This window comes from Streptomyces xingningensis, from assembly GCF_054957865.1.
In genome coordinates, this window is sequence record NZ_JBDJPF010000052.1 from 1 (window position 1) to 26866 (window position 26866).

Consider the following 26866-nt stretch of genomic DNA (forward strand, 5'->3'; position numbering starts at 1 on the left):
GCTTCCTTCAGACCCTTTTCACAAGGCCCTCCGGGCGCTTCCCTCCGGTATTTCGTGTTTCCAACCTTACCAGACCCGAATTCCCGGCTCCGGCCCCCTGTTGAATCGGGGCTCGCCTTCTCGCTTTCGCTTTCCGGCGTCTCCGACTTTATCAGACCTGAGACAAGCCGATTACATCGACTTTGCCACTTCCTAATAAGGAGTCGAAGGATGCTCCACGTGAATTGCATTCACTGTCGGGAGCTGTTGCGATACTAACGGTCACTGACGGACCAGTCCAATCCAGTCCGTCTCAACCGTTCGAATCTACCTCCCCCCTCCACCCGTGTCAACGGGTTTCCTGGGGCGAGGGAGACCCTATCAGGCTGCGAGCACGGGCCGCACATCCGCCCTGCCCTCAGTCGGCGAAGAGGGAGGGCGGGGTCGCGAGTTCCTCGAGCTCGATGCCTGGTGCCGACAGGACCACGTCGCCGGCGAGGTGGACGGTGTGCCGCTCACCCGTGTCGAGGGCGCTGACCTGGTACTCGTCCACTTCCAACGGCCCATTGTCAGTGGCGTGTGGTGTCCTGCTGAGCAAGGACCACGACTGATCGAGGGTGCGCGGGGCGAGGACGGGGGCAGTGAAGGCGACCAGCCGGATCCGGGTGGCCTGGGCGCCGGGGGTGAGCCGCAGCAAGCGCGCGAGGGCTACCTGGAAGGCCGGTGAGCTGCCGGTGAATCCATGCGCGCCGACGTTGCCTTCGGTGGCGTGCTCGCCTGTCGCATCGGTGCGCACCCAGGTGACGCCGTCGACGGCGGCGGCACGCACCTGCCAGTCGGGGGTCCGGAGCTGAAGCCGGATGGGGCGCCCGAGGGCGTCGATGGAGAGGTCGACGGATCCGGCTTCGGCGCCGGAAGGAGTGGTGATCCGGGAAACATAGCGCCAGCCGGAAGGGCCGGTGGCGCATTGGAAGTGTTCGTCACCCAGGGGGGTGTGATCGTGCGGATCATGCAGCGAGTAGCGGCCGCGGGGCATGTGGAGGTCCTTGACGGGAATGGGCCAGGCCCCCACCGGAGGGGCGGGGGCCTGGCCTGCCGGCTGGGTCACCGGCTGCTGACACTGGTGCTGTCGTCAGTATCGGTAGTGGTCCGGCTTGTACGGTCCCTCCACCTTGACCCCGATGTACTCCGCCTGCTCCGGCCGGAGCTCGGTCAGCTTCACGCCGAGCGCGTCCAGGTGCAGCCGGGCGACCCTCTCGTCCAGGTGCTTCGGCAGCACATAGACGTCGGTCGGGTACGACTCGGGCTTGGTGAACAGCTCGATCTGCGCCAACGTCTGGTCGGCGAACGAGTTCGACATGACGAAGGAGGGGTGGCCGGTGGCGTTGCCCAGGTTCAGCAGGCGCCCCTCCGACAGCACGATGAGCACCTTGCCGTCGGGGAAGGTCCAGGTGTGGACCTGCGGCTTGACCTCGTCCTTGACGATGCCCGGGGTCTTCGCCAGACCGGCCATGTCGATTTCGTTGTCGAAGTGGCCGATGTTCCCGACGATGGCCTGGTGCTTCATCCTGGCCATGTCGGAGGCCAGGATGATGTCCCGGTTGCCCGTCGTCGTGACGAAGATGTCCGCGCTCTCCACCACTTCGTCGAGGGTGCTGACCTGGTAGCCGTCCATCGCCGCCTGGAGGGCGCAGATCGGGTCGATCTCGGTGACGACCACCCGGGCGCCCTGCCCGCGCAGCGACTCCGCACAGCCCTTGCCCACGTCGCCGTAGCCGCACACGACCGCGACCTTGCCGCCGATCAGCACATCGGTGGCGCGGTTGATGCCGTCGATGAGCGAGTGGCGGCAGCCGTACTTGTTGTCGAACTTGGACTTCGTCACCGCGTCATTGACGTTGATCGCCGGGAAGAGCAGCGAACCGGCCTGCTGCATCTCATAGAGGCGGTGCACGCCGGTCGTCGTCTCCTCCGTCACACCGCGGATCTCCGACGCCAGCTGGGTCCACTTCTGCGGGTCCCCGGCCAGGGTGCGGCCCAGCAGCGCAAGGATCTGCGCGTACTCCTCGCTGTCCGCCGTGGCCGGGTCGGGGACGGCACCGACCTTCTCGAACTCCACGCCCTTGTGCACCAGAAGCGTAGCGTCACCGCCATCGTCGAGGATCATGTTGGGGCCGCCGGTCGCGGCGTCCGGCCAGGTCAGTGCCTGCTCCGTGCACCACCAGTACTCCTCCAGCGTTTCCCCCTTCCAGGCGAAGACGGGAACGCCCTGCGGGTTCTCCGGTGTGCCATGAGGGCCCACCGCGATGGCCGCGGCGGCATGGTCCTGGGTGGAGAAGATGTTGCACGACGCCCAGCGCACCCGCGCACCCAGCGCGACAAGCGTCTCGATCAGCACCGCCGTCTGCACGGTCATGTGCAGCGAGCCGGTGATGCGGGCACCCGCCAGCGGCTGCGCCGCTGCGTACTCCTTGCGGATCGCCATCAGGCCGGGCATCTCATGCTCGGCGAGGGTGATTTCCTTACGGCCGAAAGCGGCCAGGGACAGGTCGGCGACCTTGAAGTCCCGGCCGGTGGAGGTGGTGGTCATACGGGCTGCTCCTCCTGAGGGGCGAGCGAGGGATGAGTACGGCCGTGCACACGGACAGGAGGATCGCGCGCGAGCCCAGCCGGCCTCACGCGTCCCCTGACCGCAGCGCAGTCCGTCGGAGGCCCTCTCTCCCTCGGCCGGTCCGTCGCGCGAACCGCCCGACCGCCATCAGCAGCGACGTCTGGCTCTGGCCCCGAATCTACACCGGACCACCCGGGGAGCCCCAGTCCCCGTCGGGCCTGGATTCGGCGGAACGCAAGGTTCCGGATGTTGTACGCGGTCCGGGCCGGGCGCCCGATCGCTTTGATCCACTGGTCGGCTGTTGCAGGATGCGCTTGCGCAAGGACCCGAGGACGAGTACACCGCACGGTCTCGTACACGCCCCGTTGGGAGGAGTTTCACGTGACCAATCCAGCAGATCCCCCCGAAGCTGCCGGGTCGGACGGGCAGCGGCTCAGGCTGCTCGCGGTGACCGCCTGCCCGACCGGCATCGCCCACACCTATATGGCGGCGGAGAAGCTGGCCCAGGCCGCGGAGGCGCTCGGCCACTGGATCAAGGTGGAGACCCAGGGATCGATCGGGGCCGAGAATGTTTTCTCTGACAACGATGTCAGAGAGGCGGACGGCATCATCATCGCCGCCGACAAGGACGTGGATCGCAGCCGCTTCATCGGCAAGAGAGTGCTGTCCGTCGGTGTCGCCGAGGGCATTCACCACCCGGAACAGCTGATCGAGCAGGTGCGGCAGGCGCCGGTGTACCGAGGGGGCGACGGCGGCGGGGGCACCGCGCCGACGGCCGTCGCGGGCGGCGGCAAGGGGCGCGGCATCACCTACAAGGCGCTGATGAACGGCGTCTCGTACATGATTCCGTTTGTCGTCGTCGGCGGGCTGCTGCTCGCGGTGTCACTCGCGCTGGGCGGTCATGCCACCGAGCACGGTCTGGTGATTCCGGATGGTTCGGTCTGGAAGCACGTCAACGACATCGGGGTCATCGGTTTCACGCTGATGGTGCCGATCCTGTCCGGCTATATCGCCTATGCCATCGCCGACCGGCCGGCGCTGGTGCCCGGCATGATCGGCGGCTGGATCGCCAACACCGGTGCGCTGTACGGCTCGAAGTCGGGCGCGGGCTTCATCGGTGCGATCGTCACCGGCTTCCTGGCCGGCTATCTGGTGCTGTGGATCAAGCGGATCCCGGTGCCGCGGTTTGTCCGGCCCATCATGCCGATCATCGTCATCCCGGTGCTGGCGACCTCGGCGCTCGGCCTGTTCTTCATCTACGTCCTGGGCAAGCCCATCGCCTGGGTCTTCGAGCACCTCACCAGCCGGCTCGGCAGCCTGACGGGTGCGAGCGCGGCGGTGCTGGGCGTGCTCCTGGGCCTGATGATCGCGTTCGACATGGGCGGGCCGGTCAACAAGACGGCCTTTCTCTTCGGTGCGGGGCTGGTCTCCAGGAATCCGGAGGTCATGGGCATGTGCGCGGCGGCCATCCCGGTCCCCCCGCTCGGCCAGGGGCTGGCGACGCTGCTGCGGCGCAGGATGTTCGACCAACAGGAGCGGGAGACCGGTCTGGCGGCGCTGTTCATGGGCTTCTTCGGCATCACAGAGGGTGCCATTCCGTTCGCGGCCGCGCGGCCGGCCCGGGTCATCCCGGCGAACATGCTGGGCGGCGCGGTGGCGGGTGCCATCGCCGGGCTCGCGGCGGTCAAGGACCGCGTGCCGCACGGGGGTCCGATCGTCGCAGTGCTGGGCGCGGTGGGGGGTGTGCCGATGTTCCTGGTCGCCGTCGCCATGGGGACGGTGGTCACGGCGCTGACGACCGTCACCCTGATGTCGCTGGGCGGTACGCCCGCCCCACCGCCGCCCGTACCGCCCGCGGCCACGGGCGACGGGGCAGTGCTGTCCGGGCATCTGACCGAGCTCACCGTACGGCCCGGGCTGGTGGCCGGCCGGAAGGAGGACGCGATCCGTGAGCTGGCCGAACTGCTCGCCGCCAGTGGGCGGGTGACCGATGTGGACGCACTGGTCGACGCCGTACTCGCCCGGGAGGCGCTGGGCACCACCGGGCTCGGCGAGGAGATCGCGATTCCGCATGCCAAGACGGACGCCGTCACGGCGCCCGTCGTCGCCTTTGGCCGCAGCACCGAGGGGGTCGAGTGGGGCTCGATGGACGGGACGAGGGCCCGGCTCATCTTTATGATCACGGTGCCGGAGACGGCGGCGGGCGATGAGCACCTGCGGATTCTGGCCTTGCTGTCGCGGCGGTTGATGGACCCGGGGTTCCGGGAGCGGCTGCTGGCGGCGCCGGACCGGGCGGCGATCATGCGGGTGCTGGCGGAGATCCGCTGAGGGTCGCGGGCCCCCGAACACGACTACGCCGTGCGGGCCTTGTGGTAGATGTCCGGTTCCAGGTAGATCACCCGGGCGATCGGCACGGCCTCCCGGATGCGGGCCTCGGCCTCGTCGATCGCCCGGGCCACCTCCGCGGCGGTGTCGTCATGCCGCACCGCGATCTTGGCGGCGACCAGCAGCTCCTCCGGGCCCAGATGAAGCGTGCGCATGTGGATGACGCCGATCACCGTGTCGCCGTCGACGGCCGCCGCACGGATCTTCGCCACCTGGTCCGGCCCGGCCGCCTCGCCGAGCAGCAATGACTTGGTCTCGGCGGCCAGCACCAGCGCGATGAGCACCAGCAGGGTGCCGATGCACAGGGTCCCGATGCCGTCCCAGACGCCATTGCCCGTGGCGACCGAGAGGGCGACACCGCCCAGCGCGAGGACCAGACCGACCAGGGCCCCGAAGTCCTCCAGCAGCACCACCGGGAGTTCGGGCGCCTTGGCAGTCCGTACGAACTGGCTCCACGACTGCTTGCCGCGCAGCGGGTTGGACTCCTTGACCGCCGTACGGAACGACAGCCCCTCGGCGACGAGCGCAAAGACAAGCACTCCCACCGGCCAGTACCAATTCTCCAGCTCGTGCGGCTCCTTGACCTTCTCATAGCCCTCGTAGAGCGCAAAGACGCCACCGATGGTGAACAGGACGATGGAGACGAGAAATCCATAGACATAGCGCTCGCGGCCGTAGCCGAAGGGGTGTTCCTCGCTGGGCTCGCGCTGCGCCCTCTTGCCGCCCAGCAGGAGCAGCGCCTGGTTGCCGGAGTCGGCGACCGAGTGCACGCCTTCGGCGAGCATCGACGAGGAGCCGCTGAACGCGAAGGCGGTGAATTTCGCGACCGCGATGGCGAGATTGGCCCCCAGTGCGGCGACGATGGCCTTGGATCCGCCCGATGCACTCATGCGCTGCTTTGCTTTCTCTTTACGACAGATGGCGGGTCATTGTCGCAGCCGGGGCGCCTTGCCGCGATTCAGGCCACCACCGTGGCGCGGAAGAGGATGCATTCACCGCCGAGTTCGACGCACTCCCCGGCGGGTACGAAGGCGGACTCGCCGCGGGCGAGGGCCAGTTCGGTGCCGTCGTCGCCGCGCAGCCGGGCGGTGCCGGAGGCGCACAGCAGGATCTGCGGGGTGCGTGCCCCGAGCGGCCGGGGCGGTGAACCGGCGGCCCGCGCATACCGGGAGAGGCGGAATTCATCGGCCGGGGCGTCGTAGACCTCCTCTCCGTCCGGGTCCGCCTCCGGGCGCAGCACCTCGGGGACGGCGGGTTCAAAGCGGACGACGTCCAGCAGTTCGGGCACATCGAGGTGTTTGGGCGTCAGGCCGCAGCGCAGCACATTGTCGGAGTTGGCCATGATCTCGACGCCCAGGCCGTCGAGGTAGGCGTGCGGGACTCCGGCGCCCAGGTAGAGGGCCTCGCCGGGCTGGAGGCGGACGTGGTTGAGGAGCATGGCGGCGAGGACGCCGGGGTCGCCGGGGTGGTGCCGGGCGATGGAGGCGTATGCGGCGTACGCGTCCCGGTGCGGGCCGGGTGCGGCGGCGAGCCGCTCGGCCGCGGCGGCCGACCGGTCCACGGTCTCGGCCATGGCGGCGGGTTCGGCGGTCAGGACGGCGGTGAGCACCTCGCGCAGGGCGTCGGTCTCCGGGTGGGCGTGCAGCAGGTCGACATACGGCTTGAGGGAGTCGACGTCCAGCGCGGCGAGCAGTTCCGCCGTCTCATGGGGGTCGCGGAAGCCGCAGAGGCCTTCGAAGGGGCCGAGGGCGCAGAGGAGTTCGGGCTTGTGGTTGACGTCCCGGTAGTTGCGGTGCGGGGCGTCGCGGGGGATCCCCAGGGCCTCCTCGGCGGCGAATCCGGCCTCGGCCCGGGTGCGGTCGGGGTGGACCTGCAGGGAGAGCGGGGCGGCGGCGGCGAGGAGCTTGAGCAGGAACGGCAGCCCGGGGCCGAAGCGTTGGACGGCCGGGGTGCCGAGCTCGCGCACGGGGTCGGCGGCGATGACCTCGCTGAGCGCGCGCGGTCCGCCGCCCCGGTCGACGCGGGAGGGGGCACCGGGGTGGGCGCCCATCCACAGCTCCGCCTGGGGCTCACCGGTGGGCGGGGTGCCGAGCAGTTCGGGAATCGCGGTGGTGGAGCCCCAGGCGTAGGGGCGCACGGTGTTGGTCAGGCGGTCCATCTCTGCACCCCCTAGGGCGTGCCCGCGAGGGCCAGGTAGACGGCGGCAAAGTCGGTGATCGCCAGGAGTTCGGCGGCGGTCTCCAGGGGGCCGCCGTCCTCGGTGACCTCCAGCTCGCTGATGGGGGTGCCGCGGTGGAGGGCGAGTTCGCGGGCTGCGGGGGCCGGTGAGGTGACGGCCGGCTCCTGCTCACGGAGCAGGACGACCCTGGCGTGCAGCGCCTCGGGGTCCTCGACCCGGTCGCGGAAGAAGTCCTCGGGGTCGGCACCCGCGGCGAACGCCCCGGAGAGCAGGGTGCCGTGCGCGGTGAGCGCCTCGGGGAGTTCGGCGGCGAGCGCGGGTCGGCCGGCGAGGGCGGCGAGGACCGTCGCGAAGCGGCGGCCGACGGCGGCGGCGAGCTCCCCTTCGGTCCAGATGATCGGGAGGGTGTCGGCCAGTTCGGCGGCGAGGGTCTTGGCCGGGTTGCTGTAGGTGGCGATCGCGGGGCCGCAGCGCTCGGCGAGCTGGTCGAGGCGGTCGGCGAGCGATTCCAGGGCGCCGGGCGGGGCGGTGAGCAGCCCGATGCGGTCGGCGAGGGCGAGCAGCGGGGTGAGCAGGGACCAGAGCGTGCCGGGCCCGGTGGGCAGCACGGCCTGGTCGCCTGCCGGGTCGGGGGCCTCGGCGCCCGCCATCGCGGCTTCGTACGGGGTGGTGGTGAGCGGGATCGCCAGGCCGCGCACCTGGGTGGTGGCTTCGGCGAGCGGGGAGCCGACGGGGCTGACGCAGACGACGGAGCAGCCGCGGCGGTGGGCCTGCTCGAGGAGGAGGGCCAGCCCCGGCTCGGTGCCGTCCGGGCTGGCGACGAGCAGCAGGTCGAGCGGGCCGGTCCAGCCGGGGAGGGTCCAGCGCAGGGCGCCCGGGGCGGGGGCGACGCCGGAGGGGCGGATCAGGGCGACCGGGCAGCTGCCGTCGGCGAGCGCGGTGAGCAGGTCGGCGGCGGATCCGGCGGCCGGGCCGGGGCCCGCGACCAGGACGGCGCGTGGGCGGCCGTCCGGCTTCAGGGCGCCGACCCCCGCCTCGGCCGCGTTGCGGGCGGCGGTACGCACCCGGGCGCCGGACTCGGCGGCGCCGCGCAGCAGGCCGTGCAGGTCGGCGCGGGACAGGGCTTCGGGGTCATCGAGGAGTGACTCGTCGAACACCGTTGATCAGCCTCCGATCGCCGTGGGCGCAGGTCCGGCCCGCCGACTGCTGGGTGGGGTCAGGCAGGACGGCGGGCTTCGTCGACGAGCAGAACCGGGATGCCGTCCCGGACGGGGTAGGCCAGGGCGCAGCTCTGGCCCTCGCAGACCAGCTCGGTGGTGTCGCCGTCCGGCTCCGCGACCTCGTGGAGGGAAGCGTGACACGCCGGGCAGGCGAGGATCTCCAGGAGACCGGCTTCGAGCGGCATGGGGGTTCCCTTCGGGGTGTGTGCGTTTCTGTGCGGTCAGCGTACCGCCGGGCCCCGGGGCCACGCGCCGCGTGGCCGGGCCCGGGCACCCCCTGCGATGGGTCAGGCCCGGATGATCGCCAGTACCTCGTCGCGCACCCGGGCGACCGTGGCGGCGTCGCGTCCCTCGACGTTCAGCCGCAGCAGTGGCTCGGTGTTGGAGGGCCGGAGGTTGAACCACCAGTCGGCGGTGGTGACGGTGAGTCCGTCCAGCTCGTCGAGATCGGCGCCGTCCAGGCCCGTATAGGCGGCCTTTACCGCCGCGGTCCGGCCGGGCTGGTCGGTGACGGTGCTGTTGATCTCGCCGGAGGCGGCGTACCGGTCGTACTGCCGGACGAGCTCGGAGAGCGGCTTGTCCTGGCCGCCGAGCGCGGCGAGCACATGGAGTGCGGCGAGCATGCCGGTGTCGGCGTTCCAGAAGTCGCGGAAGTAGTAGTGCGCGGAGTGCTCGCCGCCGAAGATCGCGCCGGTGCGGGCCATCTCCTCCTTGATGAAGGAGTGCCCGACCCGGGTGCGGACGGGGGTGCCGCCGTTCTCCTTGACGACCTCCGGCACCGACCAGGAGGTGATCAGGTTGTGGATGACCGTGCCGCCCGGGTGCTTGGCGAGTTCGCGGGCGGCGACCAGTGCGGTGATGGCGGAGGGCGGGACGGGCTCGCCGTGCTCGTCCACCACGAAGCAGCGGTCGGCGTCGCCGTCGAAGGCGAGGCCGATGTCCGCGCCGGTCTCGCGGACCTTGGCCTGGAGGTCGACGATGTTCTTCGGGTCGAGCGGGTTGGCCTCGTGGTTGGGGAAGGTGCCGTCCAGTTCGAAGTACATCGGGACCAGGTCGACGGGCAGGCCGTCGAGGACGGTGGGGACGGTGTGGCCGCCCATGCCGTTGCCCGCGTCCACCACGGCCTTCAGCGGCCGGATGGTGGTCAGGTCCACCAGGGAGCGCAGGTGGGCGGCGTAGTCGGCGAGGGTGTCCCGCTGGGTGAGCACGCCGCGGGAGGCGGCGGCCTCCGGGGTGCCGCCCTCCGTCCAGCCCTCCACCAGGGTGCGGATCTCGGTGAGGCCGGTGTCCTGGCCGACCGGCGCGGCTCCGGCGCGGCACATCTTGATGCCGTTGTACCGGGCGGGGTTGTGGCTGGCGGTGAACATCGCGCCGGGCAGCCCGAGATGGCCGCTGGCGAAGTAGAGCTGGTCGGTCGAGCAGAGCCCGATCTCGGTGACATCGACGCCGCGCGCCGCCGCGCCGTTGGCGAAGGCCCGGGACAGCCCGGGCGAGGAGGGCCGCATGTCATGGCCGACGACGATCGCGCTCGCGCCGGTCACCTGGGCGAAGGCGGCGCCGAACAGCTCGGCCAGTGATTCGTCCCATTGGTCGGGGACCACACCACGCACGTCGTACGCCTTTACGAGCTGCGACAGATCGGCCACGGTCAACCCCTCCTGGAGTCCGGTACAGGACCCCCAACCTACCCGGCGGGACCGGCGATCCGGACGGCGGACCGGCCTCAAAGATCAGAAGTGGCGGAAGACGGCGGGGGAACGGCGTGCGGACGCCATGTCAGAAACCGACGGTGCGTCAGGAGTCCGGTGAGCGCAGCACTCTGAGGTGGCCCCGGCGGGCGGCCTCCATCGGTCCGGGCTCGCGACCGGCCGGTCCGGCGGGGCCCTTGGCCTGGCCGGGGCCCGGCCTGGTGGCGCGTTCCTGCGGACGGGCCGCCTCGCGCACGGCGTTGGCGAGCGCTTCGAGGTCGTCGCCGCTGGGGCGGGTGGGGCCGGTGTCCAGCGCGAGGCGTACCACGTCCCAGCCGCGGGGGGCGGTCAGGCGCGCGGAGTGCTCGGCGCACAGGTCGTAGCAGTGGGGTTCGGCATAGGTGGCGAGCGGTCCGAGAACGGCGGTCGAATCGGCGTAGACGTACGTCAGCGTCGCGACGGCCGGGCGGCCGCACGCGGTGCGCGAACAGCGACGTACAGGGCTCACGAGGTTGGACGGTACCGCACTCTTGAGCGGGCCGCGATGACTCACTCTCGGCTCACCCCTCTGTGTCGTCTTGCCTCGCGCGGTGGACACCGCCCTTGGGCCACCCGGCTGACCTGCGATGAGAGCAAGGTGACGAGTGTCTGCCGATGGGGCGGTCTGTCATGACCTGGCACCCATGGTGTCATTCGGCATGGGTTCACCGATCCAGTAGGTGGCTGTAATCGATCGTAAGGATGGCCGGAACGTTCATCTGGTGACATCCGATGAGATGCGTGGCTACCGCGTGTACACGGCCGGGTGGCGGATACTCTCGGGAGTGATGGACAGCCTCGTACCTCCCCCCGCCACCGCCGGTGGCACCCCCGGCCCCACCGGGCCGCGTTCCCGCCACCGTGACCGTCATGGCCGTGGCATGCGCGGGCCGATCGCCCCGCCGCAGGTGCCGCTGTCGGTCAGCCGGGCGGAGGCGTTCGTCGACCTGGTGCAGGACTCCGTGGAGCGGCTGGAGCGGCGCTGGCCGCAGCTGGCGGCCGTGGATTTCCAGGTGCGCGAGGTGCCGGTTGCCGACGAGGAGGACGGCGGGGGCCCCGGGTCCTTCCTGGACGGCGACTCCGTTCCGCTCGGCCGCTGTGTCGCGGCCCACGGGGACGACCCCGACCGGATCGTGATCTACCGCCGCCCGGTCGAGATCCGCACCAAGAACCGCGACGAGCGCGCCCTGCTGGTGCACGAGGTCGTGGTCGAGCAGGTGGCCGAACTCCTCGGGCTGGCGCCCGAGTCGGTGGACCCGCGCTACGGGCAGGACTGACCTCGCGCGCCAACGGCCGGGCGCGGGTCAGCGGTTGAGCATGGACAGGTCCGGCCGCGCCTCGGGGACCGCCACCAGGGAGTGGTCGTCCGGCAGCGGCTGGATCGTGAACATGGGGATGCCGTCCTTGGGCAGCGCGAGCATCCGCGAGGCGTGCACCGGGCCGCCGGACACCTTCTCCACGGTCACCGCATAGCCGCCCTTGCCCCCGGAGGGCTGTGGCGGCTCGACGGCCAGGGTGGTCCCGGCCTTGACGGTGTAGCTCCTGGTGACCGGGCGGCCGCCGTCGCGGCCCGCCGATGCCGTGACCTTCACCCGGGCCTCCTTGCCGGGCGCCGTCAGCGAGAGCGTGCTGCCCTTCGCCCGGTTGTCGGCGACGGTGCCGCGCACCTCGATCGGCGGGGTGCCCGGGATGAACGCCGTCTCCTGCTTGTCGTCCTTGCCGCGGGTGACGCGCAGCGCGGCGACGACCGGGCCGCCGCCGTCCTCCGTGCCCAGCAGCAGCGAGCCCGCCTCGCCCTTGGTGATGTTCCCCAGGTCCACGGTGGCCGTCATGCCGCTCTTGATGTGCAGCGCCTCGTGCCCGGCCGGGGTGATCGAACCGCTCGGCCCGGCGAGGCGCAGCCTGACATCGGCGTCGTCCGGGCCGGGGGCGAAGGCGATCAGGCGTACGGAGGTGGCGTCGGCCGGGATCCCCGGCAGGACCACATTCCGGTCGGGGTCGGCGGCGGGCTGCAGCCAGTCGCCGCCGAGCTTGTCGTCGGAGGCCTGCACGGCGGCCCCCACCCGGCCGGAGCGGGCGACGGCGTGCAGGGTGAGGTTGTCGGCGGGGGCGTCCGTCAGGGTCGACAGCAGCACGGGCACGGTGGAGCGGGGCGGGACGGTGACGCCCTCCGCGGCGGGGGCCTTGAGGCGGCCGTCCTTGCCGTAGAGCTCCAGGTCGACGACGGCCGGGGTGCTGTCCGGGTTGGTGAGGTGGGCGTAGTCCTGGCGGCTCTTGGCGGTGCTCGCGCCCGGGAACCAGAAGGAGGTGCCGGGGGCGGCACAGGACAGGCCGTGCAGCCCGCGCCCGCTGCCCGCGCCGACCACCGTGGTCTGCTGGACGGTCCAGCCCGGGGCGAGCGCTCCGGTGGCCTTGCCGGTCAGGGCGGGGGCGTCGGAGCGGTCGGTGCCGGCGGTGGCGGGCTTGCCGGGCTCCTTGAGCGAGAGCACGGGCTTGCCGGTGTCCGGGCTCTTCTTGCCGGCGCTCCCGGCGGGCAGCAGGTCGGCCGCCGTCTTCTTCGCCCCCCGGCCCTCGGTGCCGCCCACCGGGGTGTACGCGGTGTAGGTGGTCTCGCCCACGTCCGAGGAGGTGGGCGCCGGGCAGACCAGCGTGGACTGCTGCACCGGCAGCCGGGCGGGCGTCCTGGCCGCCGCGCCGCCACCACCACCGCCGCCCGGGGGCGCGTTGAGGAGGCCGGCACCGGTGACGGCGGCCAGCGCCGCGGTGGCCGCGAACAACGAGAGGGTGGTGCGCTTCACTGCTGCTCGCTCCCGTCACGGTGCGGCTGGGTGCCGGTGCCGTAGGTGGTCTCGCCCGGGCCATGGGGCTGCTGCGGGTGGCCCCCGTAGGGGTCGTACGGGTACTGGCCCTGCTGCTGGTACGAGCCGCCGTAGCCGTAGGGGTCGTAGGAGCCCTCCGGGTAGGCCTGGTAGCCCGGGTAGGGCTGCTGGGTGGTGTCCCAGCCACCGGCCGGGTCGTACGGCTGCTGCTGCGGCACGGCGGCGTAGGGGTCGGCCGAGGGCTGCTGCTCGTAGGGGTCGGTGGGCATCGGTGCGGGCTCCGCCGGGGGCCGGGCGGCCTCGGCCGCGGCGCGCAGCCTGCGGGCCCGGCGGCCCTCCCCCGCCACGCCCTGCGCCGGCACGGCGGTGGCCTGCGGCAGCACGGCCGCGGGCTCCGGCAGGTCGTCGTCGACCTCGCGCCGTCGGCCCGGCAGGGCGAGCACCACCAGGACCAGGGCGAGGAATCCCTGGGTCCACACCCAGGCGGTGTGCGCCGGGGGCGTCTGGTAGGTCAGCGACAACTTTCCGCCGCTGGTGGGGAGTTGGAAGCCCTGGGCCCAGCCGTCGAGGGTGGTGCGCTTGAGCGGGTGCCCGTCGAGGGTGGCCTGCCAGCCGGGCGCGGTCCGGTCGGCGAGGCGCAGCACCCGCCCGGCGGGGCCGCCCGGGATGGTGGTGTGGGCCTCGACGGGGCCGGAGGCGACGGGCACCGGCGCGGCGTTCGGGCCGGTGATGGTGACCCGGGCGACCTGCCGGTCGACCCGCCACAGCGAGCTGCGGCGTTCCTGGCTGAGCCGGGTGAGGCCGGGGGTGGTGTCCAGGACCTGGCCGAGCTCCTTGGGCGCGTTGTCGCGGGCGAGCACATAGCCGACCGCGTAGTCGCCCAGCCGGTCCGCCTGGTCGGCTCCGGCGCCCGCGGCCAGGTTGGCGACCACGGTGTCCAGCCGGGTGTCCCGGGCGCCGGCCGTTTCGGCGTCGCCCAGCCGCACCCCGGAGCCGCGCACCAGGGCGTAGCGGACATGGGCCGGGTCTCCGTCGAGGACCAGGGTGCGGACCTGGTCGCGGGTGCTCGCCTCCTCGGCGACGAACGCCGGGACCTGGGCCGGGTCGCGCCGCTCCAGCGGGCCGCCCGCGCCGCTCACCGCCCAGCCGACGGCGGCGGCCAGCGGGGCCGCCGCGGCGGCGACCGCGATCAGGCCCGCGACCGGCTGGCGCCAGCCGAAGCTGAGCGCGGCGACGCGCTCGCGGGAGCCCTCGGCGCCGACCGCGGCCGCCGCGATGAGGGCCAGGCAGTAGACGAGGGTCGCGGGCCCGGCCCACGCCGAGTGGTTGACCAGCCCGGCGCAGAGCAGCGCGGCGAGCGCCACCCCCCAGGCGGTGCGCACCGCGAGCGTCCGGTCGGCGCGCAGCAGGGCGGCCAGGGCGGCGAGGACGACGCCGGCCAGCAGCAGCCAGCCGGTGGTCCTCGGGCCGCCGGGGTCGCCGGTGAGCAGGTGCAGCGCGGTGGACGAGCCGTGTCCGTACTCCGGTCCGGCCTGGTCCAGGAAGCGGCTCGGGTGGGTGAGCAGCCCCAGCGACCAGGGGGCGAGGACCAGGGCCGGGGTGGCGGCCGGGATGAGGAGCGCCGGGCCGTGCGCGGCCAGTCGGCCGGCTCCGCCGCGTACGCAGTGCAGCAGCAGGACGCCCAGGCCCAGTGCACAGCCGAGCGGCCACACCACGGGGGTGAAGGCGGTGGTGACGGTGAGCAGGAGGGCGTACGCCCAGGCGGCGCGCCAGGAGGGGCGGGCGTCCGGGGCGCGCAGCCCCCAGGCCGAGACGGCCGCGCGGGCCATCGGCGGCAGCAGGACGGCGAGCACCGCGGTGCCCAGCCGGCCGGTGGCGAGGGCGCCGGTCGCGGCGGGCAGGAAGGCGTAGGTGACGCTCGCCCAGGCGCGCAGCAGCCGGGAGGAGATCAGCGGGCGGGAGGCGAGGTAGGCGGCCAGCCCGGCCAGCGGCACCGAGCACACCAGCAGCAGCGTCAGGGTGAAGCCGGTGGAGCCGAGGAAGAGCGTCGACAGGGCGGCGAGGATCGCCAGATACGGCGGGGCCCCCGCGGTGTCGCCGGTGCCCACCGGGTGCCAGCCGTCGGTGTACCGCGCCCACAGGTCCGAGAGGTGCTCGGGGGCGGGCAGCAGCGCCCCGCCGGACAGCGCGCCGCCGCCGAACAACTGCCGGCAGGCGATGGCGGAGACGAGCAGCAGCAGGGCGAACAGGACCGGCGCGGGTTTGCGGGCGAGGCGCTTGAGCCGGGCGAACTGCTCGATCTCCAGGTAGTCGGCGTCGTCGCCGCCGGGCCCGGACTCGACCGCGCCATGGCGCCCGGCCGACGAGGACTCGGCGTCCGCGCGGCCGCCGAAGCCGGCGGCGAGCTGTTCGAAGGTGACCCTGAGGGTGGCACCGGGCGGCGGGAAGAGCGGTCGCAGTTCCCCGGCCGTGACCTTCGGCGGGCCGTGCCGCTGCCGCTTTCCGCGCGCCGCGCGGACCCTGCCCGGCCGCAGCAGGGTGGCGCCGAGGCCGGTGAGTTCGTCCAGCGCCTGCCCGGGTGCCTTGCCGACGAGGTGGCCGAGGACCCTCAGCAGGGTGCCGAGGACGATCCGCAGCAGGACGTACGGCAGCAGGGCGCCACGGGTGTTGGCGAGCAGGGTGTAGACGGCTCCGGCCTTATCGACCCGGTGCGGCGAGGTCCGGCGGCGGCCCGCGCAGTCGACGGGGCGGCGTTCCCGGGATGCCGCCTCGGCGTGCCGCAGCACGGCGTCGGGTGCGATGAGCACCCGGTGTCCGGCGGTGTGCGCGCGCCAGCACAGGTCGACGTCGTCGCGCATCAGCGGCAGCCGGGCGTCGAAGCCGCCGAGTTCCGCCCAGACGTCGCGGCGGATGAGCATGCCCGCGCTGGACACCGACAGCACGGTGCGTACCTGGTCGTGCTGCCCCTGGTCCTGTTCGCGGCGGTCCAGGCCGGTCCAGCGGCGGCCGCCGCGGGCGATGGAGACGCCGACCTCGAGCAGCTGCCTGCGGTCGTACCAGCTGCGGAGCTTGGGGCCGATGACGGCGGCGGGCCGGCCGGCGGTGATCTCGGCGTCGGCCACCCGCAGCAGTTCGTGCAGGGCGCCGGGCTCGGGGGCGCAGTCGTCGTGCAGCAGCCAGAGCCACTGCACGGGTTCGGCGTCGCGGTCGGGGGCGTCGAAGTCGTGGGAGTCCTCGCGCCAGGTGCGGCTGAGGGGGTCCCAGCCGCTGGAGCTCCTGAGGTAGGGCAGGGCGTCCTCGGTCGGGGCGGGGGCCGTGCGGACGGCCTCCTCGACGGCGGTGCCGAAGCCGGCCCGGCGGGCGAGGTGCAGCACCCGGTCCGGGCCGAGCGCCTCGGTGAGCAGCCGGGCGGAGTCGTCGGCGCTTCCGGTGTCGGCGGCGACCGCCTGCTGTACGGGCCGGTCCTGGCCGAGCAGTCCGGCGAGCGCGTCGGGCAGCCAGCGGGCGCCGTCATGGGCGACGAGCACGGCGGTGACGACGTGCCGGGGGAAGGCCGGCGGGTTCACCGGCTCGTATCCGGTCAGGGGGGCGGCGGTGGCCGGGTGGTGAACCGTCGTATTGCTGTGCACGGACATCGGCGTACGGGCCCTCCGGCCGGGGGCGGCCGCCGGGAGGGGCTCCCGGCGGGGCCGCGGTGCTGGACTGCGGTGGACGCGCTCACCCCAGGGGCGGGGGTGCGTCTCGGACGGCCCCCCAGACTAGTGGCTGCCAACACGGCGGTCCGCCTCCTGAGTGCGGGGCGCGGGAGGCGGACCGTGTGGTGAGAGCCTTTTCAGTGGTGGTGCGGCGGTGGTTCGGGGTGGCCGCGGAGGTGGTGACGGCCTGTCGGCTGCCCGCCGGGGGTCACCCGGCGGCGGCCTCCGCGGTACGTCGCGGCGGTCCGGAACGGCGTCAGACCGCGGCCTTCTTGAGCCGACGGCGCTCCCGCTCGGACAAGCCGCCCCAGATGCCGAAGCGTTCGTCGTTGGCCAGAGCGTATTCAAGGCATTCGGAGCGGACTTCACAGGCGAGGCAGACTTTCTTCGCCTCTCGGGTTGATCCGCCCTTTTCCGGGAAGAAGGACTCGGGATCGGTCTGGGCGCACAGCGCGCGCTCCTGCCAGCCGAGCTCCTCGTCCGCCTCCTCGACCAGCAGTTGCTGAAACAGCTCGGTCATGTGCGCCCCTCGTCTGTCATTGCGTCCCCGTGATGCTGCCGTGATCAGGTACGGCAGAAAGACACGTGTGAAATTACAAGTGCGCCGATCCGGGCCAGTCAAGCCGGGATCTGCTATTGGGCCCCTTATTCACTCTGCGGAACCAAGGTCGAGCAGAAAGTTGCCAAATCACCACAAGAGTGGACACATCTCTCGCCCGCCACAACCGTCCCAATTCCCTCTTCTCTGAGGGGGGACGCCACCGGCGGCGATCCAGTTGCAGGGCCACGGCCGACGCCACGCCGGAGCGCACTGTCCGCGGACACACCCACCCAAACCCTTGATCGCCCGCGGCCACCGGATGAGGTGAAAGATTCCACCAAAACGGACATCAGGTTGACACGACGCAGTCGAGGCCGGTCTCCTTGTCTGCATGCCAGCGACCTCCCTTCCCCTGGCGTCCGTCATGGGGAGCCTCGGCCTGACCCGTTCCTACGGGTCCCGCTGTGCTGTTCAGGCGCGCTGTCGCTGTTCCAGCTGTTGATGCCCCCGCGCTCCGGCTGACCTTCGGCACCTCTCCCCTTCCCGGGCGCGGCGTCCCGCGCAGCAGCGCCGCGCCTCGCCTTTCGCGCCTCTCCCTCTCCCTCCTTTCGCCTCCCGCCTTTCGCCGAGGAACCCGCACATGAACAGCGACGTCCAGATCGCCGGCGACCCGCTCGCCCTTCCGCACCTGATGCCGCCGCCCGCCGCCCACCCCTCCACCGTCGCCGAGTTCGCCGGCCTGGCCCGGGCCATCGCCGCCGGTACGGACTGGGCCCGACTGGTGGAGTACGACGCCATCAGCCGCTGGTACCACCGGCTGCGCACCGGCCCCGGCTACGAGGTGTGGCTGCTCAGCTGGGTGCCCGGCCAGGGCAGCGGACTGCACGACCACGGCCGCTCCTCCGGGGTCCTCACCGTGCTGCGCGGCGAGCTGACCGAGCTGCGCCCGAGGGCCGACCGCACCGTGCGGCGCCGGCTCGACGCCGGTGCACAGCGGGTCTTCGCTCCGGGCTACGCCCACGAGGTGGTCAACGACTCCCTGGAGCCCGCGGTCAGCCTGCACATCTACTTCCCCGGCCTGACCGAGATGCCCATCCACCGGCCGCACTGCGCCGAGGCCACGCCCGCGTCCCGGTAGCCCACCCTTCGGCGAACAGCCCCGCGGCTGACAGTCCCACCCTCCCCCAGCTACCGCTGGGCGGTGCCCCCAGCCCACCACCACCCTTCAGTGGACAGCCCGGCGGCTGACAGTCCCACCCGTCGCCCACCACCACCCTTCGGTGGACAGCCTGGCGGCTGACAGACTCTGTTGTATGCAGCAGCGCATTGTGGTTCTGGCCGGCGGGATCGGGGGCGCCCGCTTCCTCCGCGGCCTCAAGTCAGCAGTCCCCGACGCGGACATCACCGTCATCGGGAACACCGGCGACGACATCCACCTCTTCGGCCTCAAGGTCTGCCCCGACCTCGACACGGTGATGTACACGCTCGGCGGCGGCATCCATGAGGAGCAGGGCTGGGGCCGGGCCGGTGAATCCTTCGCGGTGAAGGAGGAGTTGGCCGCCTATGGGGTGGGGCCCGAGTGGTTCGGGCTCGGCGACCGCGACTTCGCCACGCACATCGTCCGCACCCAGATGATCGCCGCCGGTTATCCGCTCAGCGCCGTCACCGAGGCGCTGTGCAAGCGGTGGGAGCCGGGCGTGCGGCTGCTGCCCATGTCCGACGACCGGGTGGAGACGCACGTCCTCATCGACACGGCGGACCTGGGCGGCTCCGCCGCGGGGGACGGCACCGACAGCACCCGCAAGGCCGTGCACTTCCAGGAGTACTGGGTACGGCTGCGCGCCTCGGTGCCCGCCCACGCGATCATCCCCGTGGGGGCCGAGCAGGCCAAGCCCGCGCCCGGGGTGCTGGAGGCGATCGCGGCGGCGGACGTGATCCTCTTCCCGCCGTCCAACCCCGTGGTCAGCATCGGCACGATACTGGCGGTGCCGGGGGTCCGGGAGGCCGTCGCGGACGCCGCGGCGCCGGTCGTCGGCCTCTCCCCGATCGTCGGCGGCGCGCCCGTGCGCGGCATGGCCGACAAGGTCCTCGAGGCCGTCGGGGTCGAGGCCACGGCAGCCGCGGTGGCCGCACACTACGGCCCGGACCTCGTCGACGGCTGGCTGGTGGACCCGGTCGACGCGGCGGCGGTGGCCGAGGTCGAGGCGGCGGGCATCTGCTGCCGCGCGGTACCGCTGATGATGACCGACACCGGGGCCACCGCCCGGATGGCCGCCGAGGCACTGGCCCTGGCCGAGGAGGTACGCGCATGACCGCGATCCCCGCCTTCCGGGTGTGGGCACTGCCCGGCATCCCCGAGGTACGCCCCGGGGACGACCTCACCAAGATCGTCGCCGCGGCGGCGACGGCCGCCGGGCTCCCGGGCCTCGCCGACGGGGACGTCCTGCTCATCACCTCGAAGATCGTCAGCAAGGCCGAGGGTCGGATCGTCCGGGCCGAGGACCGCGAGGCCGCGATCGACGCCGAGTCGGTGCGGCTGGTGGCCCGGCGCGGCACCCTGCGCATCGTCGAGAACCGGCTCGGGCTGATCATGGCCGCGGCCGGGGTCGACGCCTCCAACACCCCGGCCGGCACCGTGCTGTTGCTGCCCGAGGACCCGGACGCCTCCGCCCGGGCCATCCGGGCCGGGCTGCGGGACACCCTCGGGGTGGACGTGGGGGTGGTGATCACCGACACCTTCGGGCGGCCGTGGCGCAGCGGGCTGACGGATGCCGCGATCGGCGCGGCGGGCGTGCGGGTCCTGGACGACCTGCGGGGCGGCGTCGACTCCTACGGCAATCCGCTGGTGGCCACGGTGGTGGCCACGGCCGATGAACTGGCCGCCGCGGGCGACCTGGTGAAGGGCAAGGCGGGCGGGCTGCCGGTGGCGGTGGTGCGGGGCCTGTCACATGTGGTGGCCGAAGAGGCCGAAGGGGCACAGGCGTTGGTGCGCGAGGCCGTGAACGACATGTTCCGGCTGGGCACTTCGGAAGCCGTACGGGAGGCGGTGACGCTGCGGCGTACGGTGCGGGAGTTCACGGACGACCCCGTCGACCCGGGGGCCGTGCGCCGTGCGGTGGCCGCCGCGGTGACCGCGCCGGCGCCGCATCACACCACGCCCTGGCGGTTTGTGCTGCTGGAGTCCGAGGCGTCCCGGGCCCGGCTGCTGGACGCGATGCGCGACGCATGGATCGCGGACCTGCGCGCCGACGGCCGCTCGGAGGAGAGCATCGCCCGCCGGGTGCGGCGCGGCGACCTGCTGCGCAAGGCCCCCTATCTGGTGGTGCCATGCCTGGTGACGGACGGCTCGCACGGCTACCCGGATGCGCGCCGCAGCGCGGCGGAGCGCGAGATGTTCGTGGTGGCGGCGGGGGCCGGGGTGCAGAACTTCCTGGTGGCGCTGGCCGGGGAGCGGCTGGGGTCGGCGTGGGTGTCCTCGACGATGTTCTGCCGCGAGGTGGTGCGTGAGGTGCTGGCGCTTCCCGCGGACTGGGATCCGATGGGCGCGGTGGCGGTCGGCCGCCCGGCGGCCGGACCGGCCGTCCGCCCGGCCAGGGACCCGGAGTCCTTTGTGACGGTCCGCTAGGGGGTGTCTGGTGGATCTCCGCGCCGTACGCGCCCGCCCGGCGGAGGGGGAGCCGTCGGACGACGGCGCCGCACCCCCGTACTCGCCAGGACCGCTCAGATCCGCGAGAAGTCGCGCACCGCGAGCCGGGGCGCCCGGCGCGGTGGGGTCGGCCCGCTGAGCAGGATCAGCCGGCAGGCCCGGTGCCGCTGGCCCGCGTAGGGCGCCAGCAGCTCGAGCATGCGGTCGTCATCCGCGTCCCGCACCCCGGCGAGCGCGTACCCGACGATCCTCGGCAGGTGCAGGTCGCCGACCGTCACCGCGTCGGCCGCGCCATTGCTGCGCTGCAGTGTCTCGGCCGCCGTCCAGGGGCCGATGCCGGGGATCGCCCGGAGGCGGGCGGCGGCGGCCGCGGGGTCCATCGCGGCGGCCTCCTCCAGGCGGGCCGCGGCGCGCGCGGCGCGGACGATCGTCGCCGAGCGCTTGCCGTCGACACCTGCCCGGTGCCACTCCCAGGACGGGATCAGCGCCCAGGCGCGCGGGCCGGGCATCACCCGCAGCCGGGCGGCGGGGCCGTCGGCGGGGCCCGGCGCGGGCTCGCCATGGCGCTGGAGCAGCCGCCGCCAGGCGCGGTAGGCCTCGTCGCTGGTGACCTTCTGCTCCAGGACCGAGGGGATCAGCGACTCCAGGATCAGCCCGGTGCGGGTGAGTCTGAGGCCGGGGTTGCGGTGATGTGCCCGGTGGACGAGGCGGTGGCGGGGGGTGAAGGCGGCGGGGTCGTCGGCCGCGCCCAGCAGGGCGGGGAGGTGCTCCAGCAGCCAGTCCCCGCCGGGGCCCCAGGCCTCCGCGTGCACCTGCCCGTTCCGGGTGGCGAGGTGGATCGTGGCAGGGCCCTGCGGAGTGCGGGTGGCCCGCCAGACGGAGCCGTCCGGGGCCGTGCGGTAGGCGGGGTCGCCGGGGCCGCGGGCCAGGACCTCCAGGGTGCGGCCCAGGTCGTACGGGCCCGGCGGGGTCCAGCTGCGGGTGGCCATCCGGCCAAGGGTACGCCGTGGCGGGGCGCGCCCCGCGGCGAGCCCGGGGCCTCGCCACGGCGCCCGCACCGGCCCGGCGGAACACACCCCGGGGAACCCGGCGATCTCCGCGGGGCCGCGGGACCCGTGCGGCTATTCGTCCGAGGAGAAGCGGATCGTGCCCGCCGCGAGGTGCGCGCCGCACCAGACCCGGGCGCCCGCGCGCAGCTCGTTGTCGGCGCCGACCACCGCCCCGTCGCCGATCACCGCGCCGTCCAGGACCGTACGGGCCCCGATCCGGGCGCCCGCGCCGACCAGGGAGTCGCGGATGTGCGCGCCCGCCTCGACGACCGCCCCGTCGAGGACCGTGCTGCCGTCGATCCGGGCGCCCGGCTCGATCCGGGCGCCCGCGCCGACGACCGTGCCGCCCATCAGCTTGGCGTCCGGCGCCACCTCGGCGGTCTCCAGGACCAGCCGCTCGCCGCAGCGGCCGGGCACCGCCGGGGACGGGGCGCGGCCCAGCACGAGGTCGGCCGAGCCGCGGACGAAGGCCTGCGGGGTGCCAAGGTCGAGCCAGTAGGTGGAGTCCACCATGCCCTGCAGATGCGCCCCCGAGGCCAGCAGCCCGGGAAAGGTCTCGCGTTCCACCGAGACCGGGCGGCCCGCCGGGATGGCGTCGATGACCGACCGGTTGAATACGTAGGCGCCCGCGTTGATCTGGTCGGTGACGATCTCCTCGGGCGTCTGCGGCTTCTCCAGGAAGGCGGTGACCCGCCCGTCCGGGTCGGTGGGCACCAGCCCGTAGGCGCGCGGGTCGTCGACCCGGGTCAGGTGCAGGGAGACGTCCGCGCCGGTGGTGCGGTGGGTGTCGAGCAGGGCTCCGATGTCGAGGCCGGTGAGGATGTCGCCGTTGAAGACCAGCACCGGCTGGTCGGGCCCGGAGCCCAGCCGGGAGGCGACATTGCGGATGGCGCCGCCGGTGCCCAGCGGCTCCCGCTCGGTCACATACTCCAGGTGCAGCCCCAGTGCGGAGCCGTCGCCGAAGTGCGGCTCGAAGACCTCGGCCAGATACGAGGTGGCGAGCACGATGTGCTCGATGCCCGCCGCCCGGGCCCGCGCCAGCTGGTGGGTGAGGAAGGGGACCCCGGCCGCCGGAATCATCGGCTTGGGGGTGTGCATGGTCAGCGGCCGCAGCCGGGTTCCCTTGCCGCCGACCAGGAGAATCGCTTCTGTCACCGTGACGTCTCTGCTTCCTGCTGGGGCCGGGCCTGGAACGGCGGCCAGTGTATGCAGACCGCACGGACCCGGCCGCGCCCGGTCAGCGGCCCTGGAGCCTGGCCGCGGTGGAACGGATGGTGCCGAGCCGTGCGTAGAGCTTGTCCCCGGGGCACTCGGTGTTGTAGCCGTCGCGGTGTCCGGAGACGGCCTTGAGCTTGACCTTCGAACCCTTCTTGAAGAGGTTTCCGCCCGCGGACACCAGGGTCGCGGTGCCCTTGGGGTTGGCGCCGTACAGGCCGAGCTTCCACGCGGTGATGCGGGCCACGGCGTCCACCGCGGCGCTGGACGGGGCGGTCTTCCCGAAGGTGCCGAGAACGGCGATGCCCATGCTGTTGGTGTTGAAACCGAGCGTATGGGCGCCTCTGACGGGTTTGGCCACGCCACCTGCCCGGCCCTCGTAGATGGTGCCGCACTTGTCGACGAGGAAGTTGTAGCCGATGTCCCGCCAGCCGCTGCTGACGACGTGGTAGCGGTAGATCCCGCGGATGACGGAGGCGGATTGCGCGCAGCTATAGGTGTTGCCCGAGGCGGTGTGATGTACGAAGGCCGCCTTCACCGACTTGGTGTAGACGAAGCCCGACTCGCGGATCGACTCGTCCGCCCCCCAGCCCGCCCGGGTGACGATGCGCGGGCGCGGCCCGGCATAGCCGGAGTAGCCGTCGTTGTCGAGGGGGTCGGAGTCGTCGGCGGAGTCGCCGCCCTCCCCGGTGCCGACGGTACCGGCCGGGGCCGGTGGGCCCGCCGGGGGCTCCGGGGGCGAGGGGAGGGCCACCGGCGGCGCGACGACGGGCGCCGGCGGGGCCGGCCGGCCGTTGTTGCTCGCGTGCTCGCCCTCGTGCCCCGACCCCGGCCCCGGGTCGCCGGTGGCGGTGGCGGTCAGGGCGGCGACCTCGGTCGGCGAGACGGGCTTGCCCCCGGCCGGGATCTCGGTGGCCCCCACCGGTGCGAGCTGGGCGTTGGCGGCGGAGCTGGCGTGCTCGTCGTCGTTGGGCCCCGGACCGCGCCGCCGGCCCGGCTTCGGGACCGGGTCCGCACCGGGGTCGACGAGCTCCAGGCGCAGGCCGTGGGGCAGGGCTTTATGGAGCGCACTGTCCGGTTTGACGCGCGCCTCCACGGCATCGGAGGCGCCCACCCACAGCGGGGCGGTGGCGCCCCGGCGGCCGGAGCGCGCCTCGGCGGTGTCCAGGTCGGGCCGGTCGTGGTCCTGGGGCTGTACGTCCTGCCAGCGGGACCAGGTGCGGCTGCCCAGCCCGCGGGTACGGACCTGGGCCCGGCCGCGCAGCTGCGCGGCCGGGCTGTCCCACACGATGCCGACCAGCGAGAAGGGCTTGACCTGCTGTGCCTTGACCCCCAGCGACACCCGGCCGGTCAGGTGACCGGTCTCGCCGAGCGGGGCCAGGGGCAGCGAGTGGGTCGAGCCCGCCAGCCCCGCTGCCGACGGCTCTTCGGGTTCGCCGGGCGAGGCGACGCCGGTGGTGGCGAGGAACGGCAGGGTCAGGGCGGCGGCGCAGGCCGTGACGGTCGAGGTGACAAGGATTCCACGCATGGCAGAAATCTTGGACATATACGGACATATCTGTCCATTCACCGGCTGACGGCCAGTCGGCTTCCGGACCCCCTGCCGGGGCCCCCGTCCGACTGACCGTCAGGGCCCGGGCCGCGTACCCTGACGCCGATGAACGCCACCGACCGCACCCCCGCCGACCTGCTGCGTTCCGCGCTCGCCACGGACCCGGCCCGCCCCCTTGTCACCTTCTACGACGACGCCACCGGTGAACGAGTGGAACTGTCCGTCGCCACCTTCGCCAATTGGGTGGCAAAGACCGCCAATCTGCTTCAGGACGGCTACTCCACCGAACCGGGTGAACGACTCGCCCTGCTGCTGCCCGCCCATTGGCAGACCGCCGTCTGGCTGCTCGCCTGTTCGTCCGTCGGTGTGCCGGCCGAGGTGGACGGCGATCCGTCGGCCGCCGACCTGGTCGTCAGCGGCCCGGACACCCTGGAGCGGGCGCGGGCCTGCACCGGGGAGCGCATCGCGCTCGCCCTGCGCCCGCTGGGCGGCCGCTTCCCGCAGCCGCCGCAGGGCTTCGCCGACTACGCCGTGGAGGTGCCGGGCCAGGGCGACCGCTTCGCCCCGTACGCCCCCGTGGACCCGGACGCGCCCGCCCTGGCCGTGGACGGGCTGGAGCTGACCGGCGCCGAGCTGGTCGAACGGGCGCGTGCCGACGCCCGCCGGTATGGGCTGGGCCCCGGCACCCGGCTGCTGTCCGGCCTGCCGTACGACACCTGGGACGGGCTCTCGGCCGGCCTCTTCGCCCCGCTCGCCGCCGGGGCCTCCGTGGTGCTGTGCCGCAACCTCGACCGGCTCCCCGGAGACGGCCTGAACAAGCGCCTCGAGAGCGAGCGCGTCACCGTGACGGCCCTCTGACACTGCCGGACCGCTCCGCACGGGTGATGATCAGAGTTATCCCTGGTCCACGCCCACCGCGGAGGAGGACACCCGGCCGTGACCCACCGCAGCAGCCCCTTCGCCACCGCCCCCGGCGGCCGGCCCCCCGTGCCCCGGCGGGGGCGCCGCTGGCTGCGCCGGCTGGCGCTGGGCTTGGCAGCGCTGGTGCTTCTGGTGGCCGGGCTGGGCTGGGTGGTCTACGAACGGCTCAGCGGCAACATCACCACCGACACCCGGACCGCGGACGAGCTGGCGCGCTATGAGCACGAGCGCCCCACCGCCCTGGTCGCGGGCGCCCAGAACATCCTGATCATCGGCTCCGACAGCCGCAGCGGCGCCGGCAACGCCAAGTACGGCGAGGACAGCGGCACCCAGCGCTCGGACACCACGATCCTGCTGCATGTGTCGGCCGACCGGCAGCGCGCCACCGCGGTCAGCCTCCCCCGCGACCTGATGTCGAAGATCCCCAGCTGCCGCAGGCCGGACGGCAGCCACACCAATGAGCACTTCGCCCAGTTCAACTGGGCGTTCGAATTCGCGGGTGCCGCCTGCACCATCCGCACGCTGGAAAACATCACCCACGTCCGGATCAACCATCACATTGTCGTGGACTTCAGCAGCTTCAAGCGGCTGGTGGACGCGGTGGACGGCGTCGAGGTGTGCCTCAAGAAGCCCGTTGACGACCACGAGGCGCATCTGGTGCTCCCGGCGGGCCGTCAGGTGCTGCACGGGGAACAGGCGCTCGGCTATGTCCGGGCCCGCTATAGCCTCGGGGACGGCAGCGACACCGAGCGCATGGGGCGTCAGCAGGAGTTCCTGGGGGCCCTGTTCCAGGAGATGCACAGCGATGGGGTGCTCCTCAATCCCACCCGCCTCTACCCGGTGCTCGACGCGGCGACCAAGTCCCTCACCACGGACGCCGGGCTCGACTCGCTCAAGAAGATGTACGACCTGGTGCGCACCGTGCGGAACATCCCCACCGAGCGGGTCCAGTTCCTGACGGTGCCTCGGCGGCCGTACCCCTACAACCCGGACCGGGACGAGCTGGTGCAGCCGGACGCCGACCAGCTCTTCGAACTCCTGCGCAGGGACCGGCCGGTGGCGGTGACCAAGCATGTACGCCCCGCCGACAACAAGCCGGGCGGCACCCGGAGGCGGGACGGCGAGGGGACTCCGTCCCCCTCTCCCACCCAGGCCCCCACCTATGAGGGAACCACCGCGGCCCGCGGCATCTGTGGCTGATGGTGCAGAATTGACCAGTTATAAGTAGAGCCGGATTTGTCACCAGCGTCGCTTGGCGCTGAACTTGGCGGATAATGTGAGCAAATCCGTGCGCACGGCCGCGTGACCGCGCACTGCACTAGTTGAC

At 72.9% G+C, this 26866-nt stretch carries 21 protein-coding genes; 7 read left to right on the plus strand and 14 right to left on the minus strand.

Translation table 11 applies throughout. The features are described 5' to 3' along the window. Positions 1–397: 397 nt before the first annotated feature. Positions 398–1015, minus strand: coding sequence for a hypothetical protein (locus tag ABCR83_RS23905; RefSeq protein ID WP_462697210.1), 618 nt, complete (start codon positions 1013–1015; stop codon positions 398–400). A gap of 96 nt (positions 1016–1111) precedes the next feature. Then, a complete protein-coding gene (ahcY, locus tag ABCR83_RS23910; RefSeq protein WP_462697211.1) occupies positions 1112–2569 on the minus strand; it encodes an adenosylhomocysteinase in 1458 nt (485 codons plus the stop codon). Between the two features lie 402 nt (positions 2570–2971). Here ahcY and ABCR83_RS23915 point away from each other — a divergent pair, with 402 nt between their 5' ends. Beyond that, on the plus strand, positions 2972–4918 hold the full coding sequence (locus ABCR83_RS23915; RefSeq protein ID WP_462697212.1) for a fructose-specific PTS transporter subunit EIIC: 1947 nt from the start codon (positions 2972–2974) through the stop codon (positions 4916–4918). A 23-nt stretch (positions 4919–4941) separates the two neighbouring features. On the opposite strand, the gene ABCR83_RS23920 is transcribed toward ABCR83_RS23915, so the two are convergent. The 6 genes from ABCR83_RS23920 to ABCR83_RS23945 all read right to left on the minus strand — a co-directional run bounded on the left by ABCR83_RS23920 (position 4942) and on the right by ABCR83_RS23945 (position 10570). Next, on the minus strand, positions 4942–5865 hold the full coding sequence (locus tag ABCR83_RS23920) for a cation diffusion facilitator family transporter (protein WP_462697213.1): 924 nt from the start codon (positions 5863–5865) through the stop codon (positions 4942–4944). Positions 5866–5933: 68 nt separating this feature from the next. Then, positions 5934–7133, minus strand: coding sequence for a mannose-6-phosphate isomerase, class I (gene manA / locus ABCR83_RS23925; protein ID WP_462697214.1), 1200 nt, complete (start codon positions 7131–7133; stop codon positions 5934–5936). An 11-nt stretch (positions 7134–7144) separates the two neighbouring features. Next, the gene (locus ABCR83_RS23930) at positions 7145–8311 is read right to left on the minus strand and encodes an SIS domain-containing protein (RefSeq protein ID WP_462697215.1); all 1167 of its coding nucleotides are present in this window, start codon (positions 8309–8311) and stop codon (positions 7145–7147) included. 59 nt (positions 8312–8370) lie between these two features. Continuing rightward, positions 8371–8559 carry a Trm112 family protein gene (locus ABCR83_RS23935; protein WP_462697216.1) on the minus strand — a complete coding sequence of 63 codons (189 nt, stop codon included), beginning with the start codon at positions 8557–8559 and terminating at the stop codon, positions 8371–8373. A gap of 102 nt (positions 8560–8661) precedes the next feature. Beyond that, positions 8662–10020 carry a phosphomannomutase/phosphoglucomutase gene (locus ABCR83_RS23940; protein ID WP_462697217.1) on the minus strand — a complete coding sequence of 453 codons (1359 nt, stop codon included), beginning with the start codon at positions 10018–10020 and terminating at the stop codon, positions 8662–8664. Between the two features lie 148 nt (positions 10021–10168). Continuing rightward, positions 10169–10570, minus strand: coding sequence for a DUF3499 domain-containing protein (locus ABCR83_RS23945; RefSeq protein WP_462697218.1), 402 nt, complete (start codon positions 10568–10570; stop codon positions 10169–10171). 319 nt (positions 10571–10889) lie between these two features. Between ABCR83_RS23945 and ABCR83_RS23950 the strand changes: the two genes are divergently transcribed. Beyond that, positions 10890–11378: a metallopeptidase family protein gene (locus ABCR83_RS23950; RefSeq protein ID WP_462697219.1), complete on the plus strand. Its 489-nt coding sequence runs from the start codon at positions 10890–10892 to the stop codon at positions 11376–11378. Between the two features lie 27 nt (positions 11379–11405). On the opposite strand, the gene ABCR83_RS23955 is transcribed toward ABCR83_RS23950, so the two are convergent. The 3 genes from ABCR83_RS23955 to ABCR83_RS23965 all read right to left on the minus strand — a co-directional run bounded on the left by ABCR83_RS23955 (position 11406) and on the right by ABCR83_RS23965 (position 17135). Beyond that, complete coding sequence (locus ABCR83_RS23955) at positions 11406–12899, minus strand: DUF5719 family protein (protein ID WP_462697220.1); 1494 nt, start codon at positions 12897–12899, stop codon at positions 11406–11408. Next, positions 12896–16555 (minus strand): glycosyltransferase family 2 protein, encoded by a 3660-nt coding sequence (locus tag ABCR83_RS23960; RefSeq protein WP_462697221.1) that lies wholly within the window; start codon positions 16553–16555, stop codon positions 12896–12898. Before ABCR83_RS23960 ends, ABCR83_RS23955 begins: the two co-directional genes overlap by 4 nt. Before the next feature lie 316 nt (positions 16556–16871). After that, positions 16872–17135, minus strand: a complete 264-nt coding sequence (locus ABCR83_RS23965; protein ID WP_004952403.1) for a WhiB family transcriptional regulator — start codon at positions 17133–17135, stop codon at positions 16872–16874. A 661-nt stretch (positions 17136–17796) separates the two neighbouring features. Between ABCR83_RS23965 and ABCR83_RS23970 the strand changes: the two genes are divergently transcribed. The 3 genes from ABCR83_RS23970 to ABCR83_RS23980 all read left to right on the plus strand — a co-directional run bounded on the left by ABCR83_RS23970 (position 17797) and on the right by ABCR83_RS23980 (position 20781). Next, a complete protein-coding gene (locus ABCR83_RS23970) occupies positions 17797–18294 on the plus strand; it encodes a cysteine dioxygenase (protein WP_462697222.1) in 498 nt (165 codons plus the stop codon). 175 nt (positions 18295–18469) lie between these two features. After that, complete coding sequence (gene cofD, locus ABCR83_RS23975; protein WP_462697223.1) at positions 18470–19468, plus strand: 2-phospho-L-lactate transferase; 999 nt, start codon at positions 18470–18472, stop codon at positions 19466–19468. Continuing rightward, complete coding sequence (locus tag ABCR83_RS23980) at positions 19465–20781, plus strand: coenzyme F420-0:L-glutamate ligase (protein WP_462697224.1); 1317 nt, start codon at positions 19465–19467, stop codon at positions 20779–20781. The genes cofD and ABCR83_RS23980 overlap by 4 nt, the downstream gene beginning before the upstream one ends. Before the next feature lie 95 nt (positions 20782–20876). Here ABCR83_RS23980 and ABCR83_RS23985 read toward each other — a convergent pair whose 3' ends face one another. From ABCR83_RS23985 to ABCR83_RS23995, 3 genes are all read right to left on the minus strand, one after another. Beyond that, on the minus strand, positions 20877–21791 hold the full coding sequence (locus tag ABCR83_RS23985) for a DNA-3-methyladenine glycosylase family protein (protein WP_462697225.1): 915 nt from the start codon (positions 21789–21791) through the stop codon (positions 20877–20879). 132 nt (positions 21792–21923) lie between these two features. Then, a complete protein-coding gene (gene manB, locus ABCR83_RS23990) occupies positions 21924–23006 on the minus strand; it encodes a mannose-1-phosphate guanylyltransferase (RefSeq protein WP_462697226.1) in 1083 nt (360 codons plus the stop codon). A gap of 82 nt (positions 23007–23088) precedes the next feature. After that, on the minus strand, positions 23089–24594 hold the full coding sequence (locus tag ABCR83_RS23995) for a peptidoglycan recognition protein family protein (protein ID WP_462697227.1): 1506 nt from the start codon (positions 24592–24594) through the stop codon (positions 23089–23091). Positions 24595–24723: 129 nt separating this feature from the next. Here ABCR83_RS23995 and ABCR83_RS24000 point away from each other — a divergent pair, with 129 nt between their 5' ends. After that, positions 24724–25476, plus strand: a complete 753-nt coding sequence (locus ABCR83_RS24000) for a TIGR03089 family protein (RefSeq protein WP_462697228.1) — start codon at positions 24724–24726, stop codon at positions 25474–25476. A 78-nt stretch (positions 25477–25554) separates the two neighbouring features. Then, a complete protein-coding gene (locus ABCR83_RS24005) occupies positions 25555–26739 on the plus strand; it encodes an LCP family protein (RefSeq protein WP_462697229.1) in 1185 nt (394 codons plus the stop codon). Positions 26740–26866: the final 127 nt, after the last annotated feature.

Coding starts and splice junctions, on each gene's coding strand:
- ABCR83_RS23905 (WP_462697210.1), bottom strand. CDS start 1,015: ATGCCCCGCGGCCGCTACTCGCTGCATGATCCGCACGATCACACCCCC.
- manA (WP_462697214.1), bottom strand. CDS start 7,133: ATGGACCGCCTGACCAACACCGTGCGCCCCTACGCCTGGGGCTCCACC.
- ABCR83_RS23980 (WP_462697224.1), top strand. CDS start 19,465: ATGACCGCGATCCCCGCCTTCCGGGTGTGGGCACTGCCCGGCATCCCC.
- ABCR83_RS23935 (WP_462697216.1), bottom strand. CDS start 8,559: ATGCCGCTCGAAGCCGGTCTCCTGGAGATCCTCGCCTGCCCGGCGTGT.
- ABCR83_RS23985 (WP_462697225.1), bottom strand. CDS start 21,791: ATGGCCACCCGCAGCTGGACCCCGCCGGGCCCGTACGACCTGGGCCGC.
- ABCR83_RS23920 (WP_462697213.1), bottom strand. CDS start 5,865: ATGAGTGCATCGGGCGGATCCAAGGCCATCGTCGCCGCACTGGGGGCC.
- ABCR83_RS24000 (WP_462697228.1), top strand. CDS start 24,724: ATGAACGCCACCGACCGCACCCCCGCCGACCTGCTGCGTTCCGCGCTC.
- cofD (WP_462697223.1), top strand. CDS start 18,470: ATGCAGCAGCGCATTGTGGTTCTGGCCGGCGGGATCGGGGGCGCCCGC.
- ABCR83_RS23965 (WP_004952403.1), bottom strand. CDS start 17,135: ATGACCGAGCTGTTTCAGCAACTGCTGGTCGAGGAGGCGGACGAGGAG.
- ahcY (WP_462697211.1), bottom strand. CDS start 2,569: ATGACCACCACCTCCACCGGCCGGGACTTCAAGGTCGCCGACCTGTCC.
- ABCR83_RS23970 (WP_462697222.1), top strand. CDS start 17,797: ATGAACAGCGACGTCCAGATCGCCGGCGACCCGCTCGCCCTTCCGCAC.
- ABCR83_RS23960 (WP_462697221.1), bottom strand. CDS start 16,555: ATGTCCGTGCACAGCAATACGACGGTTCACCACCCGGCCACCGCCGCC.
- ABCR83_RS23950 (WP_462697219.1), top strand. CDS start 10,890: ATGGACAGCCTCGTACCTCCCCCCGCCACCGCCGGTGGCACCCCCGGC.
- ABCR83_RS23995 (WP_462697227.1), bottom strand. CDS start 24,594: ATGCGTGGAATCCTTGTCACCTCGACCGTCACGGCCTGCGCCGCCGCC.